The organism is Bdellovibrionales bacterium (assembly GCA_016714165.1).
Taxonomy (GTDB): Bacteria; Bdellovibrionota; Bdellovibrionia; order Bdellovibrionales; family UBA1609; genus JADJVA01.
This window is the reverse complement of sequence record JADJNU010000012.1, coordinates 1-17,449: the sequence shown is the minus strand read 5'-3', so window position 1 is coordinate 17,449 and position 17,449 is coordinate 1. Positions and strand designations below refer to the sequence as shown.

Annotated in this window: 16 protein-coding genes and 1 pseudogene; 9 read left to right on the top strand and 8 right to left on the bottom strand. The window is 42.0% G+C overall.

The window, feature by feature from the left end; all coding sequences use genetic code 11:
• Positions 1 to 24: 24 nt before the first annotated feature.
• Positions 25 to 1,476 (bottom strand): hypothetical protein, encoded by a 1,452-nt coding sequence (locus IPJ71_19320; protein MBK7845792.1) that lies wholly within the window; start codon positions 1,474 to 1,476, stop codon positions 25 to 27.
• A 510-nt stretch (positions 1,477 to 1,986) separates the two neighbouring features.
• On the opposite strand from IPJ71_19320, the gene IPJ71_19315 reads away from it, so the two are divergent.
• From IPJ71_19315 to IPJ71_19295, 5 genes are all read left to right on the top strand, one after another.
• Positions 1,987 to 2,349, top strand: coding sequence for a hypothetical protein (locus IPJ71_19315; GenBank protein MBK7845791.1), 363 nt, complete (start codon positions 1,987 to 1,989; stop codon positions 2,347 to 2,349).
• 557 nt (positions 2,350 to 2,906) lie between these two features.
• Positions 2,907 to 4,145: a hypothetical protein gene (locus IPJ71_19310; GenBank protein ID MBK7845790.1), complete on the top strand. Its 1,239-nt coding sequence runs from the start codon at positions 2,907 to 2,909 to the stop codon at positions 4,143 to 4,145.
• A 62-nt stretch (positions 4,146 to 4,207) separates the two neighbouring features.
• Positions 4,208 to 4,861 carry a hypothetical protein gene (locus IPJ71_19305; GenBank protein MBK7845789.1) on the top strand — a complete coding sequence of 218 codons (654 nt, stop codon included), beginning with the start codon at positions 4,208 to 4,210 and terminating at the stop codon, positions 4,859 to 4,861.
• A 326-nt stretch (positions 4,862 to 5,187) separates the two neighbouring features.
• A complete protein-coding gene (locus IPJ71_19300) occupies positions 5,188 to 5,463 on the top strand; it encodes a hypothetical protein (GenBank protein MBK7845788.1) in 276 nt (91 codons plus the stop codon).
• A complete protein-coding gene (locus IPJ71_19295) occupies positions 5,453 to 5,719 on the top strand; it encodes a helix-turn-helix transcriptional regulator (GenBank protein MBK7845787.1) in 267 nt (88 codons plus the stop codon). The genes IPJ71_19300 and IPJ71_19295 overlap by 11 nt, the downstream gene beginning before the upstream one ends.
• A gap of 572 nt (positions 5,720 to 6,291) precedes the next feature.
• On the opposite strand, the gene IPJ71_19290 is transcribed toward IPJ71_19295, so the two are convergent.
• Positions 6,292 to 6,831, bottom strand: coding sequence for a hypothetical protein (locus IPJ71_19290; protein ID MBK7845786.1), 540 nt, complete (start codon positions 6,829 to 6,831; stop codon positions 6,292 to 6,294).
• A gap of 353 nt (positions 6,832 to 7,184) precedes the next feature.
• On the opposite strand from IPJ71_19290, the gene IPJ71_19285 reads away from it, so the two are divergent.
• The 3 genes from IPJ71_19285 to IPJ71_19275 all read left to right on the top strand — a co-directional run bounded on the left by IPJ71_19285 (position 7,185) and on the right by IPJ71_19275 (position 9,006).
• Complete coding sequence (locus IPJ71_19285) at positions 7,185 to 7,523, top strand: helix-turn-helix domain-containing protein (GenBank protein MBK7845785.1); 339 nt, start codon at positions 7,185 to 7,187, stop codon at positions 7,521 to 7,523.
• 259 nt (positions 7,524 to 7,782) lie between these two features.
• Positions 7,783 to 8,250, top strand: coding sequence for a hypothetical protein (locus IPJ71_19280; protein ID MBK7845784.1), 468 nt, complete (start codon positions 7,783 to 7,785; stop codon positions 8,248 to 8,250).
• A 210-nt stretch (positions 8,251 to 8,460) separates the two neighbouring features.
• Positions 8,461 to 9,006 (top strand): hypothetical protein, encoded by a 546-nt coding sequence (locus IPJ71_19275; protein MBK7845783.1) that lies wholly within the window; start codon positions 8,461 to 8,463, stop codon positions 9,004 to 9,006.
• A 1,266-nt stretch (positions 9,007 to 10,272) separates the two neighbouring features.
• On the opposite strand, the pseudogene IPJ71_19270 reads toward IPJ71_19275, so the two are convergent.
• A pseudogene (locus tag IPJ71_19270) lies at positions 10,273 to 11,396 on the bottom strand (IS3 family transposase).
• Between the two features lie 318 nt (positions 11,397 to 11,714).
• Here IPJ71_19270 and IPJ71_19265 point away from each other — a divergent pair.
• Positions 11,715 to 12,431, top strand: coding sequence for a hypothetical protein (locus IPJ71_19265; protein ID MBK7845782.1), 717 nt, complete (start codon positions 11,715 to 11,717; stop codon positions 12,429 to 12,431).
• Positions 12,432 to 12,884: 453 nt separating this feature from the next.
• On the opposite strand, the gene IPJ71_19260 is transcribed toward IPJ71_19265, so the two are convergent.
• The 5 genes from IPJ71_19260 to IPJ71_19240 form a co-directional block, all read right to left on the bottom strand.
• The gene (locus IPJ71_19260) at positions 12,885 to 13,739 is read right to left on the bottom strand and encodes a hypothetical protein (GenBank protein ID MBK7845781.1); all 855 of its coding nucleotides are present in this window, start codon (positions 13,737 to 13,739) and stop codon (positions 12,885 to 12,887) included.
• 121 nt (positions 13,740 to 13,860) lie between these two features.
• Positions 13,861 to 15,036: a hypothetical protein gene (locus IPJ71_19255; protein ID MBK7845780.1), complete on the bottom strand. Its 1,176-nt coding sequence runs from the start codon at positions 15,034 to 15,036 to the stop codon at positions 13,861 to 13,863.
• A gap of 3 nt (positions 15,037 to 15,039) precedes the next feature.
• Positions 15,040 to 16,197, bottom strand: a complete 1,158-nt coding sequence (locus tag IPJ71_19250; GenBank protein ID MBK7845779.1) for a hypothetical protein — start codon at positions 16,195 to 16,197, stop codon at positions 15,040 to 15,042.
• Entirely contained in the window at positions 16,194 to 16,943 is a 750-nt protein-coding gene (locus tag IPJ71_19245) for a hypothetical protein (GenBank protein MBK7845778.1), read from the bottom strand. The genes IPJ71_19250 and IPJ71_19245 overlap by 4 nt, the downstream gene beginning before the upstream one ends.
• A 109-nt stretch (positions 16,944 to 17,052) precedes the next feature.
• Positions 17,053 to 17,346 carry a hypothetical protein gene (locus tag IPJ71_19240; GenBank protein MBK7845777.1) on the bottom strand — a complete coding sequence of 98 codons (294 nt, stop codon included), beginning with the start codon at positions 17,344 to 17,346 and terminating at the stop codon, positions 17,053 to 17,055.
• Positions 17,347 to 17,449: the final 103 nt, after the last annotated feature.

Below are 17,449 nucleotides of genomic sequence, written 5' to 3'. Positions count from 1 at the left end.
CCTCATCCGACTTTACGATTGAGCTTATTTTCTTACAGCTAATGCTTGGCAAGACTTTTTTTCGAGTCCTGATCCCAAGAAATTATGCTCTTCCTCACAATGATCTATGGCAAACTCTGCGCCTTTGATATGCTGGGCCTCCGACCACATGAAATCTATCCACCAAGTTCTTAAAACATCTCTGGCTGCCTGGCACCGAGCTGCCGGTAGCGTTCCGCAATATCTAACATATCTAGCTGAATCAGATACCGATTTCAGTCTGTGAATTGCACCGCCGGTATACTGCACTCTTTTGCAATCAGATCCTTGTGTTACATATTTTTTGAAGATAGTTGACGCATCTATTTCGCTGGCCATTCGCGACACTTTGTTTCTTAAAATGGCCTCATCAACCTCTTTGTCAAACAACATATCTTGAAGTACTGCAACGATTCGACATTCAGGTAAGTGAAACTGAAATGAGTGAAATTCCTCTGTTGAATCGTAATCTGGTATGCATAGTTTTGGTTCTTTTCTAACCGCCAACACTTTTTTGATAATATCATCCTCAGGGGTGCTGTGTACGTATTTCTCACTCTCCAACCGGGATTCCACAAATTCACAAACGTTAACCATCCTATACGTATTTATAGCTGTTGTTTGAATCCTTTTGGCGATAAATCCGGGAATACCGTTCCTAACTAAAGAGCACACGGTTGCGGCCGCACCTATAACGTGGTAGTACTTTGAAGGAAGGAACTCAGCTCCTTTGTTAGGAGCTTGTATTGCTGCAATTTCCGAAATAAAAGCAGGATCAAGCAAAGTTTGCGCTCCCAATGCACCCTGTATAAACATCGGCGAGGCAAACTTTGGGCACGCCAAGCCTTTGCTTTCATCGCCAACTAATTCGCGTTTCAAATTTGCCGGTTCAGTCATCTTGGACTTGGTTTTCGGCTTCCAGTTGTTGCGAAAATTATTGTAGAACTCATCGGCGTATATCAGATATTTTTCCCTTTGTTTTTCACTTACAAATGGGATGAATTGGCTGTCATCCTTACATTTGGTTGAAATAAGGTTCCCTTGCCCATCACGCTCTTTGGAACATATTTTGGAGCCGGGCAACTGCGCCGTATTGTCATGACCGCAAATTCCAATAAGACTCAAGGCCAAATTTGAATTGTTGTTCGACATATCAAAAGCCAATTTCCAAAGCCAACCTTCGCTCTCTTTGTTTGTTGACACGGCAAGGTTGTTAAAAAGGGGGCTCTCACTTAGCTTGAATTTGCGGCTATGAAAGGCACTGTATGCCGCGACTTTCGTGTAAAATTCAGAAACCAGTTCTCGAAAGCAATTATTTTTCTGCAGGAGGCCCCAGTTAAAATTCACCAGGCTTGCATTGCTAAACCCTAGATCACCTTCATCCTCCTTGTTTGTATCTAAACCGACCATGCGTGCGTATTCAATCGCAGCGTCCTTAAGACCTTCTGTTGGCAGCATATTAATATACTCCATAGGCACTAGGCTCTTGGCTTGCGCAGGTCGCCTGGTGTCTCGGGGATATTGTTTCGTACTCGTACAACTCAGAAACACACTTAAGCAAGAAATCAGAATGAAAATACGCCTACATCGCCATTGTTCATTTAATATGTATTTTGTCATTTAAGTGAATTTCCTCTAGCATCCATTCTACAATTCCGCCGTCCTCACCTGACAAGCTCCGGTGGTTTTAGAATATCTCAAATTGAATTGCCCCAACATCTGGAAGGGTCAGGTATAGCGCTATGATCATATTTTGAAGGCAAGAAAATAAGGGTTTTCTTACATGACAGAAAGAATAATCCTTGACGTCAATTAATGCATAATGTCACAAAGCTAGGGCCTTGCCTATTTAACTTGTAACATGAGGAGCTCTCCAAATGAGAACGATGAAAGTGCGATTAATCCCGATTGTGATTTTGCTCTCTATTTTTCTTTTACGCTGAGAATGGCTATGGAAGATGGGTTGTAATGAATGGCGGATCAGACTTCCCGAAAGGGACCCTCACAATAATAGATGGAACAGAGAATATTGTGAATCTATTAAGTCGTCTTAAGGTGATAGATAACGATAAGATTACAATTCCTTATCGAACGAGAACGGACTCCATTTCAGGAAGCACCTATCAGATAGAGAACGCAGAAGAGTGCCTTAGAAAGATTAAAGACTTAGTAGCACTCAATACGAGTTATTCTTCCTTAGAAGTTAAGGGACCTGAAGATGAAGAGGATGATCAGAATTTGCAATTTATTCTTGAATGGAAATATTGGGGTAAAACGGAATCGGTTGTTTGCCACGTGAAATCGGTTAAGGAAGCTGAGGCGGAAGAATGAATTCTTGATCGTTATGTGTTTCGGTTCTTCAATACGCGGGGATATGTATTCGGCATTTTGGCGGTGGTGCATCCCGTTAGTACAAAGGCAGGCCAACCGATTGGCTGCTTTTTCTTGGCCCCGTCCTGAAGTGCTGGTGTCAATTTTATTGGCTGGTTGCTGTGTAAATCGATCGGGTATGCCCGTTCAGCAATGCACCTGCCTACCCGATCAAGTGATTTACCCGTGTTTTCGGCAAAAAAACGCCATAGCTCCCATTGAGAGCCAATTATTGAGTATTCTTGAGTCGAGACTATGGTAGCATAATTACGTGGACGGTGAAATATACCAATGCCGATGTTTAAGGCAAAAGAGAGAGGACGGGGGCCGGGGCCAACAATCTCAAGGATGAAGGTTGCCGCATGAGAATTGCTACGGCTACTCAAGTTTAAACACGAAGGCCAGAAGACTTGAGCCGAACGCCACAAGTGAGATGAGCACACACCATAGGGCCGGGCGAAAGTGATCAGTCGCTATATGCGCAGTAGTAGTTTGGGTGCCCATGAGATTTTTGAGTCATGAATTTAAATACGGGTAGCCCTAATAAGGGAACAATTAGGGAGCAGTATCTCCATATTTCAAAGACAAAGTCAGAAAGAAGTCCACCTCATTTAGGGAACAATAAGGGAACAGATTATTCTGGAATTCTATCATCTCAGGATTTGTTAACTTCCTCTGATCCTTTACATATTAGGGAACAAAAAGGGAGCGATACGGGAACAATAAGGGAATATTCTTCTCTTAATAGGGGAGCAATTGGGGAGCAATCAGATAACAACAAGGGGCTTATTCAGGGAACACATCAGGGAACAATAGGGGAACAATCACAGTCTTTCCTATTCGCCTCCTCCATCCACCTTCTTGTTGGAAATGAAAGTCGCTTTATTGATTATGTCTTTATAAAATGCCTCTCACAGGGGAGCTTCGACACTGGACCGATTACGCTCGATGAAATCACCTCAAAACTCAATATGAACGCGGAAGTATTGAAAATGGTTGTGAAAAGACTATGCAAAAAACAATACATCCTTAGGACGGGAGGAAAAAGAGGCAAAGGCGGTTTCACACAATTCGCTATTGGGCGGGAATTGTATCAAAAGATGCTATTGGACAGAGAACTTCAAAGGCCTGATAACTTCAGCGCATCGAATAGGGAACAAATAGGGAGCAATTGGGGATCTAATAAGGGAACTAATAAGGGAACAGCGCTCTCTAGTAGTAGTAGTGATTTTAATTATAATAATATTACTAATACTAGCGTCTCTGAATCCAAGCCAACTGACCTACCCGAAGACTGGCTCGAGATCCAGACACCCGAAAATGTAAAGGCCATTGGTTTTGGTCAGACTCAGATCAAACAACTCTTCCAATTGGGTACCTTATCCGCATCAGAGGTTCAGGAGTCCCTGGATGCCTTTGCTTACGATCTAGAAGTGGGAAAGGTAAATAGTCGCGGTTCAAAGCTTGGCTTTCTGATGGGCATCCTCAGGCGTTCTGGAGCCTACATTTCTGAAGGTCTAGTGAACGAGCTCAAAGTCCAGGTGGAGAACAACGAGAAGCGCAGACGGGAGATGGCAGACCTCCAAAAGCGCCAAGCTCAAGACAAGTTAACGGCGAAGGCTCAGGAAATCGTCTCTCACCTGACGGAAAAGGAGAAGCTTGGACTCGTCCCGGAAAATGGACTGGTTAAAATCGGCAGTGTTTCTCATGACAGGCTCGTGATGGCCAAGATTTTAGAGGGCCTTTCAAATTCTTAACAAAAGCTCCAAGAAATGGAGTAGGGGACTGGGGATCAGATTTTCATGGAGGGGAAGAAAAGATGGGTCAGTTTTGCAGAAGACAATACAATTCAGAATACTACGCTCGCAACAAAGAGCGAATCAGACAGAAAAGACAGACTCAAAAAACTGAATTTCAAGCCTCAAGAGTTGAATCTCAACTCTCCTTGTTTGAAATTCAACGTGCTCCTCAAATCGGTCAACCTCGGAGTCAAACTTTCAAATTTGAATTTCTTGGCCTCCTGGCCCAGATACTCCTTATTGCCGGAATCACTTATTTTTTGCTCCGCGAAGCGGTTGAATTTTATCAGTCAAACAATTCAAACCTTGAACAATCAATTCTCGCGGCCGTTCTCGTTGAAGGACTATTGATCGTGTTTGCCTTTCTTAGGCCCTCAAACCCGCCAAGTCAAATTTTGGTCAAAGCAGTGCTCGTGATTCTTTTTCTCTATTCATCCTGGTCCTTTTCTTCGAATGTGATTGGTAAGGGCATGGGCAATATTGCTCAGGGAGAGGTTCTGCGAGAAAGCATTTCTGGGCTCAAAGCCGCGATGGCTAAGAACGACTTGGCGATTGAGGTATTCATGAATAAAGCTTGGCTCTCAGCGGCCAGAAAACTCACAACCGACACCAATGATCTCAGAAGACGCCTTTTTAGAGCTTCAGGCCCAGGAGATGAATCAGAGCCGGCCTGAGGGAGCTCAAATGAGCAACACTTTCTCCCTCGTTGTCCTGAGATTTCTATTTCAAATATCAAACATTGTCCTCGTTCATCAATTGAGTTCAAGTTTTCAGAGGCAATTTCGGTCTCGGCGCAGGACTCAAGTCTGGCGAGGCGAGATGACTTTTGCGGCGGCATAACGAAAAATATATCTTCGAACAGACCTTCAATAGAGTTGTTTAGCACGGGTACATTGATGGCCTATCTGTATAGGTAGCGCCGAATAGGCCAAAGAGAATAAAAAGAGAGGCATTCATCAAAATTCTTGACAAGTACGTATTTTTCACGTACTAATAGAAAATGGAAATCCGCTTGACCAATGTGGCGCGTAAGCAGATAGGACGGTTGCCAGATCATATTCAATGCAAATTTGAATATTGGAAGGATTTGATTATTCATATGGGCTTAAGGGAAGCAAGGAAATATAAGGGTTTCCACGACGAGCCTCTTCATGGAAAGCGAAGCGGCGAACGTTCGGTAAGGTTGTCCAAATCTTATCGGATCATTTATCGGGAAATCAGAAATGAAAAGCACGATATTCTTGAAATTTTAGAGGTTAATAAACATGAATACTAAATTGAATGTTAATTTAAGCTTTGGCGAGTTTTTGAAAGTCCACCGGCAGGGCGAGGAGTTGTCTCAGACCGATTTCGCGAAAGAACTTGGCGTTTCCAAACAGCGGCTTAGCGATATCGAAGCCAATCGCTTCAATATCAGCATTAAATTGGCCAAGGAGATTGCAAAAAAATTGGATTTGCCTGCTGAGTGGCTGGTCAAGTTGGCTCTTCAAGATCAATTGAGAAAAGAGCGCGTAAAGTTAAAGGTAGGTTAACCATTCCCCATCGTCCTGACTTTGTCGTAGAGGAGAGAGCGCCAATAGGCGCAAGGGGCATTTCGCCTGAAATCCTCAGAGAATCAAAAAAAGCTCACTGATAATAAAATGATTTACCCATGCGTTTAGGCAAAAAAACTCCAAAACATCTCAAGATAATCTTGGATGGATCAAATGGACATGGATATTTTATTCGCGCTCGATAATTTACTAACAATTTTCCCCCGATTTTGCCATAAATCAAAAAGTGGACAGTGAAATATACCAATGCTCGCTCAGGCAAAAGAGAGTGGATGGGATCCGGGGTCAAGGCTCTCAAGGACGAAGAGCACCGCATGAGAATTGCTACGGATACTTGAGTTTAAACATGAAGACCAGAAATCTCGAGCTGAACGCCACAAATTGTGAGATGAGCACACAACCATAAAATCCCAGCGAAAGTTATAAGGCGCTATATGTGCAGTAGTAGCTGATTGGATCTCTGATATTTTATTGCGCGATTTTTGTGTATGGGTAAACAAATCAATCTTTTCTCGCAAGCCTTGCCGGTGGCTTGCAAAAATTAGGTATTGTTATTTGCACAGGCTTGAAATTTCATATTCCCGCCAGCCCTCGACAAGCCTATCAACACTTGTCAGCGGCCCAGATATGAAAATCAAAGGAACGTTTTGCGAATCTACCCCAAATGAAATTTTGCCGTTAGGGTTGGTTTTAATTGGCTCGCAGAATATTCCTTTGTGGAAGACTGACAGTCCATATGTATGAACCAGACCGAAGGACTCTGGTCCAAATCTAACAATTCGATGGAGACTTGCAGGTGGACCACCAATGAAACGATACAAAATATCAGAAACTGACCCCCCTAGAGGTCGCCCTTGGACTCGTGAGGTTCCTGAAGTTACAGATATTTTAAGTCTGGAATTCAGCATATCATTGTCACTGCAGAATTTATAGGAACCAATTTCAATGCAATTTCCTTCTAGAAACAATTTTGTTCGCTCTCGCTCGATTTTTCCATGAGGTGGCTCGACATTATGTGAGGGTTCAGTGCTAATATCCATATCCAATCCATCTTCGAAAAGAATTATCTCTGAAGACGGCACATTGGACATTTTAAGGTCGGCCAGATGAAGCCTCGGCTTTTCACTGCACGAAAAAATTAAAATCAAAGTACAAATACTGAACATCAAACGCATTTAGAAAATATCAACGAATTAGAGAATCCGATCAACAATATAATCCATCATCAGGGCAGATATTATTGCTGCCATGGTGTGCCAGCCAGCAAGGTTAGAGAATAAGCACAGGTTTTGGAGATGTTGCATGCTGGTTCGGCATATTCAGATTTCGGGTGGAAGAATGTAAGCGGGCTATCGACCCCATTATTGAAGTCAACCTAGCTTTGGTCTATTGACCAACATTGCCGCGAGTCGTTCAAAATCATCGATGCTGATGGCAAGTGGTAATGCCTTCAGTTGCCGTGAAACGAAAAAAATCTGTCTTGGGGCAAGCCCTGATCTCCAGTCTAACTGCGGCCGTAGCTCATGAGCGTGGCGAAACTGAGTTTAAAACTGTTGAGCGTGAACTTGCTCCGCCTGCACCTGAGTTTTCCAAAGCTGAAATCAAGAAATTACGCGAAGCCCTCCATTGTACTCAGCTCGAATTTGCATCACTTCTCAATGTAAAACAGGGAACAGTTCGTCATTGGGAACAGGGTTTGCGGAAGCCTTCTGGCTCTGTCTATCGTCTGTTAGAAATTATTTCCAAGAGGCCTGAAATCGTAAAAGAGCTGAAGGGTGCTTGAGAGGCGTCTTTCTCCGGAAATTGATCGCGATTGTGGTGATTGGCTCGGAAATGAGTGCCGTTGATACAACACTCATTTCCGGGGCGGCCTCATTTTTTATCTGCACTTTCATCAGGTAAATCTGTATCCGTATTTTCCTAGATAAATTCTATAATCCGGCTTACCGCCTACCGTAACTGGTTTAAACCCTGGGCCATGCAAAATCCCAGCGACTGGGCTAAGGTACCAGTCAAAGAAGCCTTGTCCGCGGCATTTTTGGTTGCGGAAAAGCGATCTTTGCTTAGAATCATCTGATATGAAAAAGATAAGTTTCGTACTACTCGCTACTGCTCTTGTGTCTTCTCTTTCTTGTCAGGTCGTCAAAGACGCTGACCAGGCGTTAAATGTTCGCGGTGGAAAATGCGAACTGAAAAAGACAGTCGGACTGAGTCTCGTGATCATACACTGTTTCGATTTCATCGAGGGATACGACGCCAACACCGCAGCCGCTAAGTGCAGTGACTCAACCGTAACGACAGATTTAGAATCTGTTTACGCGAGCATCCCGATTAATGGCGTAAGCTGGACTTCGGGCGATGGTAATGGCTGCGATACCTCAAACACCGTAGGCTCCTGTACTGTTGCATCGACTGGCACTATGTACTACTACAACAACGGGCACTGGAACGCGGGCACAGCTCAAGCCGATTGTATCGGTGCAAATCTCGGCGGAACTTGGGTTCCGTGAGTAACTTACCTGTTCTGTAACGTGAACTCGATCATACCTTTTCTTGAATTGTGAATCGAAGAGTTCTTGCCTTCAGGCATTGATTTTGCTAGGTAGGCGAGAATGAGATGTAGCTATTTAATTAAATGTTTGATGTTTTCTATCTTGGTCCTTTCATCTTTCGCTAGAGCGGATGAGCGTGTAGGGATTTCTCGGTATATGGAGAACTCGGTGCCAATCGGACAGATTGTCTGTGAGCCTTTGGATGCTTCTGGACAGGCAGAAAGTTGCTTTTTTCTGAATGACTTTTCGCGTACCATGGTTCCAAAAAATGACACTTCTGGTGCAATGGCGGCTCGTTCGGTTAGCGACAAACAGGGAGCCTTTGTAGAGGTAAAACTGGACCAATTGGCGACTTCGGTCCATCCCGATCGCTTCAAGTCATCACAAATATTTTATTTTTATTTGAAACTACACTGGAAGGGCGAGCGACCCGGGGCCTTTAACGTAAACTTAGAGGGCAATCATGTCATTAGAGGACAAGTTGTTAGAGGTACAGAAGGAGGCTTGGATATTAAAATTGAGTCCGTACCCAGTCTCTTCGTCTTGTCGATGTTTATGCCCAGTCTTGATCTTGCCGAAATATTTGGTCGAAATGTTGTTACTGAAGCTAACGAACTAGAGCACGAGGTCAAATTGTGGATGGCACTGGTAATTGGCCCCGTCCTGAAATCATATTTTAATGATGGTGCGCCTGCTCAAATTAATCTGCCTTAGGTGTTTTTGAAGAATTCCCGCCCGGATTGACGTAGCACCTGCATCAGTTTAAGCCGGTCATGTCAGGGAAGATGGCGCAAAGAAAGAGCAATTGGGATTTCGAGGTTTGTCAATTTTGTTTACCCATACATAAAAATCGCGCAATAAAATATCAGAGATCCAATCAGCTACTACTGCACATATAGCGTCTTATAACTTTCGCTGGGATCTTATGGTTGTGTGCTCATCTCACAATTTGTGGCGTTCAGCTCGAGATTTCTGGTCTTCATGTTTAAACTCAAGTATCCGTAGCGTTCTCATGCGGTGCTCTTCGTCCTTGAGAGCCTTGACCCCGGATCCCATCCACTCTCTTTTGCCTGAGCGAGCATTGGTATATTTCACTGTCCACTTTTTGATTTATGGCAAAATCGGGGGAAAATTGTTAGTAAATTATCGAGCGCGAATAAAATATCCATGTCCATTTGATCCATCCAAGATTATCTTGAGATGTTTTGGAGCTTTTTTGCCTAAACCCATGGGTAAATCATTACAAAAGACCACCATTTTATTGACCATCGAATGGATGAAAGGCCTCATCACTGATTGATTTATTAAAGGATATTAGTAAGACAAAAAGACGATTTGGCCTTTTGGGCCGAATTCGAGGGGGAAGGAGGTTTACCAAGAATGGTGCCTTAATGGATGGGTATGATCGTTTGAAGTTTGGAGATAAGGCGAAAGGGTCGAGTTTGGTCGAAAGGCATCGTCAAGAGGTAAGAGGACAGTCTAAATTGGATAAGGGCTTCAGCCTCCTCATTGGTGCAACAAAACGTCCGCACAGCCATGGGGATAATTAATTAAACACTAGGTATTTTGAGTGAAAAAAAATAGACCAAACAGAGGATACTAAAACTAATTGGTGGAGTGCTGGGGTGAGGTTTGTATTGGGCCATCCAAGTGACATTTCGCAGTTGAACGCTCAGGCAAAGACCATTTTCAAATCTCCAATAAATCCCTTCAAAAGTTTGGTCGAACTTCCGATAAAAAGAGAGTCTCAAAATGAATCATCGGAGATCATCATGAGTGATAAGCCCATTACTGAAGTCGAGGAGTTTGGTCATCTAGGTCTAGTGGCAGCACTATTTAGAGAAACTTTGGAAAGTTTCTCTATTCTCTGCGCCTCTCGCCCACTATTATTGGGGAACTCTAGTTTTATCCTCAACTCTATAATTCTGACTCCCCGGTAGTGACCAGCCGGGAGTTTTAGTACCACTACATAAGTTCAACTCACACTGCAAGTATGTTTAACGTTGGTTGAAAAGTTTCCGGTGCTGGAGGTCTTCCTCCCAAGCTCGAATGCGGTCTCACAGTGTTGTAATGTACCCTCCATTTCTCAATCAAAACTTGTGCTTCGAATAGCGAGTAAAATATCTCTCCGTTTAAAAACTCGTATCTCATTTTCCCATTGAATGATTCAAGCAGCCGTTCTCCCAAGGACTTCCTGGCTCGATGAATAAAGGAGCTACTTCCAGTTGTTTAAGCCAATGGATCAACTTCTTGGCGATGAATTCCGGGCCATTGTCAGATCGAATATGCTTCGGAATTCCCTTGGTCAAAAACAGTTCCGCAAGTACGAGGATAACATCCTGCGAGCGGATCCTGCGCTTTGTAAAGGACGCGAGACACTCCTTGGTGTATTCGTCGATGAGGTTCAAAATCCTGAAGGGTCTCCCATCATGAGTCCTATCTTGAACGAAGTCGTAAGACCAAACATGGTTCGGATACTCAGGCCTAAGCCTGATACAAGATCCATCGGCAAGCCACAGCCGTCGTCGCTTAGGTTGCTTCTGTGGCACCTGTAAACCTTCTTCTTGCCAAATAGTAAACACAGCGTCTTTTCCCACTTTCCACCCCTCGTTGTTCATCAAACTGGTGACTTGACGATAACCGTAGCGTCCATACTCCGTAGCCAGCTCGATGACTCGCTCTCGAAGTGTCTCCTTTTCTTCATCGGTACTGGGTCGGTATCTCTGTGTTGTTCGAGCTTGCCCGATAACCTTGCAGGCGCGGCGCTCACTCACACGATAACTTTCCATCGCATGAGAAACCGCTTCACGTCGCCTGATCGGGCTTAGAAGTTTCCCTCGGCCACGTCTTTCAAAATAGCCATATCAAGAGCCTGATCGGCCACCAAGCGCTTGAGCCGGGCGTTCTCCCTTTCGAGTTCCTTGAGTTTCTTGGCTTGATCCACCTTTGAGTCCTCCGAACTCATTGCGCCAACGCACGATAGTTTGGGGTGTAACCCCCACTTTTTTGGCGGCTTGATCGAGGCTTGAGCCCTTGCCTTGCTCAAGTTCAACAGTTCGTAAATGTTGGATAATTTCTTCTGGGGTATAGCGCTTTCTCGCCATTTTTGACCTCCGTCTTGAGGCCCATCTTAACACAAAGATTGGACCTGGTTAGCCCGGGCAGGTCAGCTTAAAGCGCTCGAAGAAAACTGTCCACTATTGTTGGGAAACTCTACCAGCGATTCGGATTCAATAGGAACATTCGGATTTAAGATGTTGCTTTAGGCAGCCTTGGGAGCTGGCTTGTCTCCGCTTTTGGATTTCCTATGAGTCAATTCGGTCAATTCGGATCTCGCGCTCCCTAGCAAAATCGGCATAGTGCTTGCAGAGATGTTGAAAATGGGCTTCTAAACTATTGAGAACTGGATGGAGAAAAATAATATGAAATATTTTCTGCTGGTCTGCCTCCTATGGTCCATACCGCTGATGGCTCAGCAAGGTGAAACTAGTTCTGATGATGTGGCTTCATTTATAAATAAAATTAAGGAACAGGATGCCGGAAACAAAACAACTTCCTTTAAAACAGTCGATGAGGCCATTCAGTACCTGAGCCAGTTTCCACAGCAGAGGCAGACGGTAGTTCATTCACTGGATGATGCTTCAAAATTGTGTGATGGATTCTTTCAGGGTTGGTTCTTCTGGTGGGAATGCAAAACTGACATTATACAAAAAGTTATTCCGCAGAGCGTTCTCGAGTATTCCGTATCACTTTCTCGCGGCGAAGATTACAGACTTGTTTACGGTGCTTTAACGCAGGCTTCTAATCATTATATCGATGAGCAAGCCTTCAGGGTTTTCGCCTATTTCATTTCTCCTCAATATATAGAACAACTAATCATTCTGATAAGAGACTCATATTTCGAAGCGAGTCTTTCACCGCTTTGTAGTAGTCGGGCGAGTTCGATCGGAAATGCCATAAACCCAATTTCTTCCGCGCGCCGATTGCGGTTTAACCAGGAACACATGTTCAGGTGCATAGCCACTATACGCAACAAGAAGATCACTTCTCGAAACATGGCACCTGTATTTTTGTGTCGAGCCAAGCTTGATGTGTTTTCTAGAACAACTTGCTTGGCCAAAGCTTTGGGAGATCAATAGCAAAGGCGTTCGAGCATGCAGGTGCGTTTCTGAACCGGCCCCACCACAGAACCCGTCCCGCCAATTTTCAGTAATGGGCTTATCACTCATGATGATCTCCGATGATTCATAATGATTTACCCATTCATTTAGGCAAAAAAACTCCAAAACATCTCAAGATAATCTTGGATGGATCAAATGGACACGGATATTTTATTCGCGCTCGATAATTTACTAACAATTTTCCCCCGATTTTGCCATAAACGAAAAAGTGGACAGTGAAATATACCAATGCCGCTCAGGCAAAAGAGAGTGGATGGGATCCGGGGTCAAGGCTCTCAAGGACGAAGAGCACCGCATGAGAATTGCTACGGATACTTGAGTTTAAACATGAAGACCAGAAATCTCGAGCTGAACGCCACAAATTGTGAGATGAGCACACAACCATAAGATCCCAGCGAAAGTTATAAGGCGCTATATGTGCAGTAGTAGCTGATTGGATCTCTGATATTTTATTGCGCGATTTTTATGTATGGGTAAACAAAATAGAATATCAGCCATTGCTGTTGCTATTTTCATCTGTGAATTAGAGATTTCAACTAATCCCTCTGAATTTGCCTCGTCGGAGACTACTAAAGAGGCTAAGCCTATTTCCCGAGCAAATGTTTCTACTCTTGTTATCGGTACATGATTGTAAATCCTAGCGTAGTAATCATTTAACTGAGATAAAAAAAGCGAGTCACCTGATTTAAATTCAACATTCTTTGGAGAACTGAATTTTTTGTCAGAATTTATGTATATCTGTGGATCCAGATCTAAACTAGGTCCCTTCTCTAGCTCACTTAGGCTAACTGCTACAGCCAATGCTAAATTAACTGTTCCATCCGTAATTTGGTGCTTAAATTCCTCTTGTAACTCGTTTAACTGTACAGCTTGATATTCTGCATATGCCTTTGCTGAAATGAACTCTTTAACTTTTTCAGGTGGCACAGCAAGTAATCTAATTCCCTCTTTTACTGCACCTGTGAATCCAGCCTTCTGAACATCTGTTAAAGGCCAAGATTTTGGACCGCCCCCTTGCGCTCCATTTTTTTCGGACACAGAGGGTTTATTTACGTCAGCACTACCTTTGTTTGGATTTGCTCGTTCGTTTTGAGAATCCACTTTCGAATCAACTTCGCCAGCACTGGAAATTGGCACAGCTACAACATTAGTTACAACAAATTGTCCCTCACTACCAATCCCAGCGAAGGTCGCCGTGTACCTAAAATTACCGTAATTAAATTCAACCTTCTCGTTTGGACTCCTATTCTGAAAGAACTGAGTCAAATAGTCATTAATGCTCCAAACTCTATTGACAGGATCATTTATTAACGGAATTCTGCCATTATCAGCAAATACTCCGTTTACAAAAAAACAGATGAAAAGAATATCTTTAAGAAGAAATTTTTCATAATTCCTTACGCTTTCTAAATAATCTATATTGGTCTAAGTAACTTTGAACTAATTTCTCACCAGAAGAGCCAGACGATAAGACCTTCTCAAGGCATGTATGAAAGTCTTCGGACTCACCCTGAATTAGAATTCTGTTTTCCAATTCACCTTTATCATTAATTTTATATTCCGGCTGCTCGTAATTGAATTTGATGATGTCTTTTAAACTTCGTCTTATCATGGATTTACATGTGAATAGGTGCTCATATTCAGTACTTTCAAATGATAAATCGCCTTTTTGATTTTTATATGTTTGAACCAAATATTCATGGGCCATACTGCTCTTATATTCTTGTATCCGTCTTTCGGCATCCTTTAGTTTTTCATTGTAGCCAGCTATTTCTGTTTGAATTCTCTCGTATGGATATTTTAAGGCATCTAAGGCCTCTCTAATCGGAATGTATTTCAAATCTAAATTTACAACTTCCATGAGTTGTGCAACAAATATTCGCTTTAACGAAATAACACTTTCAGCCGCTGCTAGGCAAGTTGACACTAGTTCAATATCTGGGAAGTCGGTACTGATATTACATTTGACATTTAAGTAATCTGTATAGGCCTGAGATTCCAGATGTGAAATCATTGCTATAGTCAAAGGCACTTCGATTCTCGACATTTCGGCCTTCGCATCGATCATCTTTGATTTTATCAAAAGAGAATATTCCTGCAGCATTTCTCCAAGAATCTCGCTCATTTTTATTTGATGATCAAATGCCATCGCGGCCATGAAAACACCGACGACAAACAAAATGCCCTCCATGATCACGCCAATCGCTGGATTAACAAGAGTAACAATGCTAGCAATTACATTTGCTCCTGCAAGCGTTTTAAAATCACCATTCTCTGACTTTATGAAATTATCTATGCTAAGACCGATCTGAATAGTGGAAACGACTGTTCCACCAATATTCGGTTCTTTGGCTCCCGGTTTTCCCCTAAGGCGAGGTATTGATTTCAAAATTTGATCGTTTATCCATTGTGATATGTACTTATGCATTTCATGACTGACAGCCTGTTGCGCAGCTGCCTTAGCAACTTGTTTAACAATATACTCTTCTCGATTCTCAGCATATGATTGCTTCGAAAGACACAACGCCAAAAAAATTTTTATACATGCCTTAAATGTTTTCATGGTCTACCTAGACTCCAAATGGATCTGATAATCTAAAGGTCCTTCAAATGACTTAAGCTGGTCGGGTCTGCAATCTTTTGGGAATTTACTTAAAAACGACAGGTCTGGTAATCTTAGGATAAAACTATCTAAATCAATCGTTCCCATTTTCTTAAGAATCAGTTGGTTATCGTGAAGTTCTAACTTTCCCATGAATTTTTCATTTGTTCTATCTGCACTGACCCCCTCATAGCATTTCACAAAAAGAATCCAATTTAAATTCACAAAGTCCATTTCAATGGTTGATTGGAGATATGTCTTTCTCTCTATATTTCTATGAATAATCGCACCAGGTAGAACATAGCGAACTTTATTAGAGTAGCGTAATGTTTCCGAGGTAATCCGTCCGAAGGGACTCAAAAGCTGATCGCTCAAATGCCTTTTTCTTAATAGAGAATGCTTGACTTTAAGCTTATCGGATATCAAAAATCCGAAAACGAGTGGATTATCTTCTAAATGGAATTCGACGGGTTGAATTCCATCAATTTTTCCCAATTCATCTGACAACTTGTCGCCGATAAAATTATGAAAATTGTCTTCAACTATTTCTGACAGTACCATTCCCTGTCCTTGAACTTCTAATCCGTTTCGCCAGTAAGCACTCAAATTGCCAAAACTATCAAAACCAAAAATCGCTTGTTCAAATTCTGAATTCATTGAGTACTTTCCATGATATAAGTCGATGTATTGATGTACCACTCCCAAAGGTTCGCCATGAGGCGAAACTTTCAAAATAATATGATTTGCAATAATTGCTCCTGGAAGAATGCGATCGTCTCCAGCTATCGTTTGAAGTTTGTACTGTGAATCAAAATACTCTTTATTGTACTTGAACAGGCTTTCGAAAAATACAATGTACTTAAACGTCTCTTTATCTTTCTCAAAAACACGCGATGAGAGATAGTGGCTGTATTTAATGTCATATTTTTCAGGTGTAAAAATACTTTTGGACAAAATATAGAAGATACTCGAAGAGTTGTATTCCTTAATTTCTGGCTTTCTTTCTTCCCTTGTTTCTTGATTGCTTATTTTTTGTTGATCTTGTTTTTCGCCTTTGCTTTTGAAGCAACCTGCTGAAATAAGGGACAATGCTAATATAGAAAAATATTTTATTCCTCTCATTTATCACCTTCAATCAATTCAATTTCTTTCAACTCTAAGCCTTTTCCAAACGTTTTTACTATCTTAAGTTGTCCATTGTATTTCCTCGCGAGAAGTCTCATTCTCTCTCTGTAATCTGAGACCATTTTGGAAGTGACGTTATTTTGAAATTCAATCAATAATCGATAAAGCGATTCTATACTTTTCTCATCTAAATTCATGAGGGCTTCGATGAAGAGTTCATCTGGACTTTTTTGATTTTCTTTTGCAATTTCTGCTATCTTGGAAAAGGAGTCCCACCAAACCTTTTGAACGTTTTCAATGTACTTTGAATCAAATTTGACATTTTTAATTTCCATCATATATTTATATGATTCTTGAAGGTCACTGGCCACTTCAAGTGACAAATTAATGTCGTTGTTAGATCTAAGGTGGGATAAATTTATATTCTCAATCATCTTTACGATGGCGATCAGAGAATTGCTAAATGTTTTGGCTTTTTCATAGTTAATGTTTGCCAAGTCGTATTGAATTCCTAATACCTTAAGCTGATATAAATCCCTTTCAGCACTGACGTCATTTAACTTGCTCTGCAATACGTTTTGTTCATGAGCCAGATCTCTGAGTGTTCTTGCCTTAGCTTCTTCATACGACTGATTATATTTTCCAAGTGTTGCTAGGTTAAATAAATCGTCCAGTACTGATCCTGCAAATGCCGGAGTCGAAAGAGAACTGAGAATAATGACTACATATGTGACGGCCTTCATTATATAAATCTCCTAAATTAAATTAGAGTCACTCCATTTATGGCCACATGATTTCAAAGGCCCAACATAAAAAAAGCTCATAAAAATGATTGCTGTACAAAAGGAATCGTCAATACATGAAGCTATTATGACGAAAAGGCCGCTCCACTCTTTCTGGTGGTGGTGGAGTAGGTGGTGGAGTAGGTGGTGGTGGTGTCGGTCTCTTATAGCGCTCATGGACTGTTATTTCACTAATCAAAACGTATCGATTGTCTCTCATTTCAATGGTGATTTCATTTTTATAAGTATATCCTGCTTGGCTTTCAAATATCTTATTATACTCATGATACTGATTGTATTCACTTTTAATCATTTCATTAATGAAGCTAATTGATTCTTGAAGAGAGCTAGCTAGTAGTAGCAATTCTGTTTTTCCCATTTTTTTCAACGCTGATTCGACCAGCTCTATTAAGGATAAATTTTCATCCTCCGATATTCGACGTAAGAGCTCAAGTTTCTGATTTATC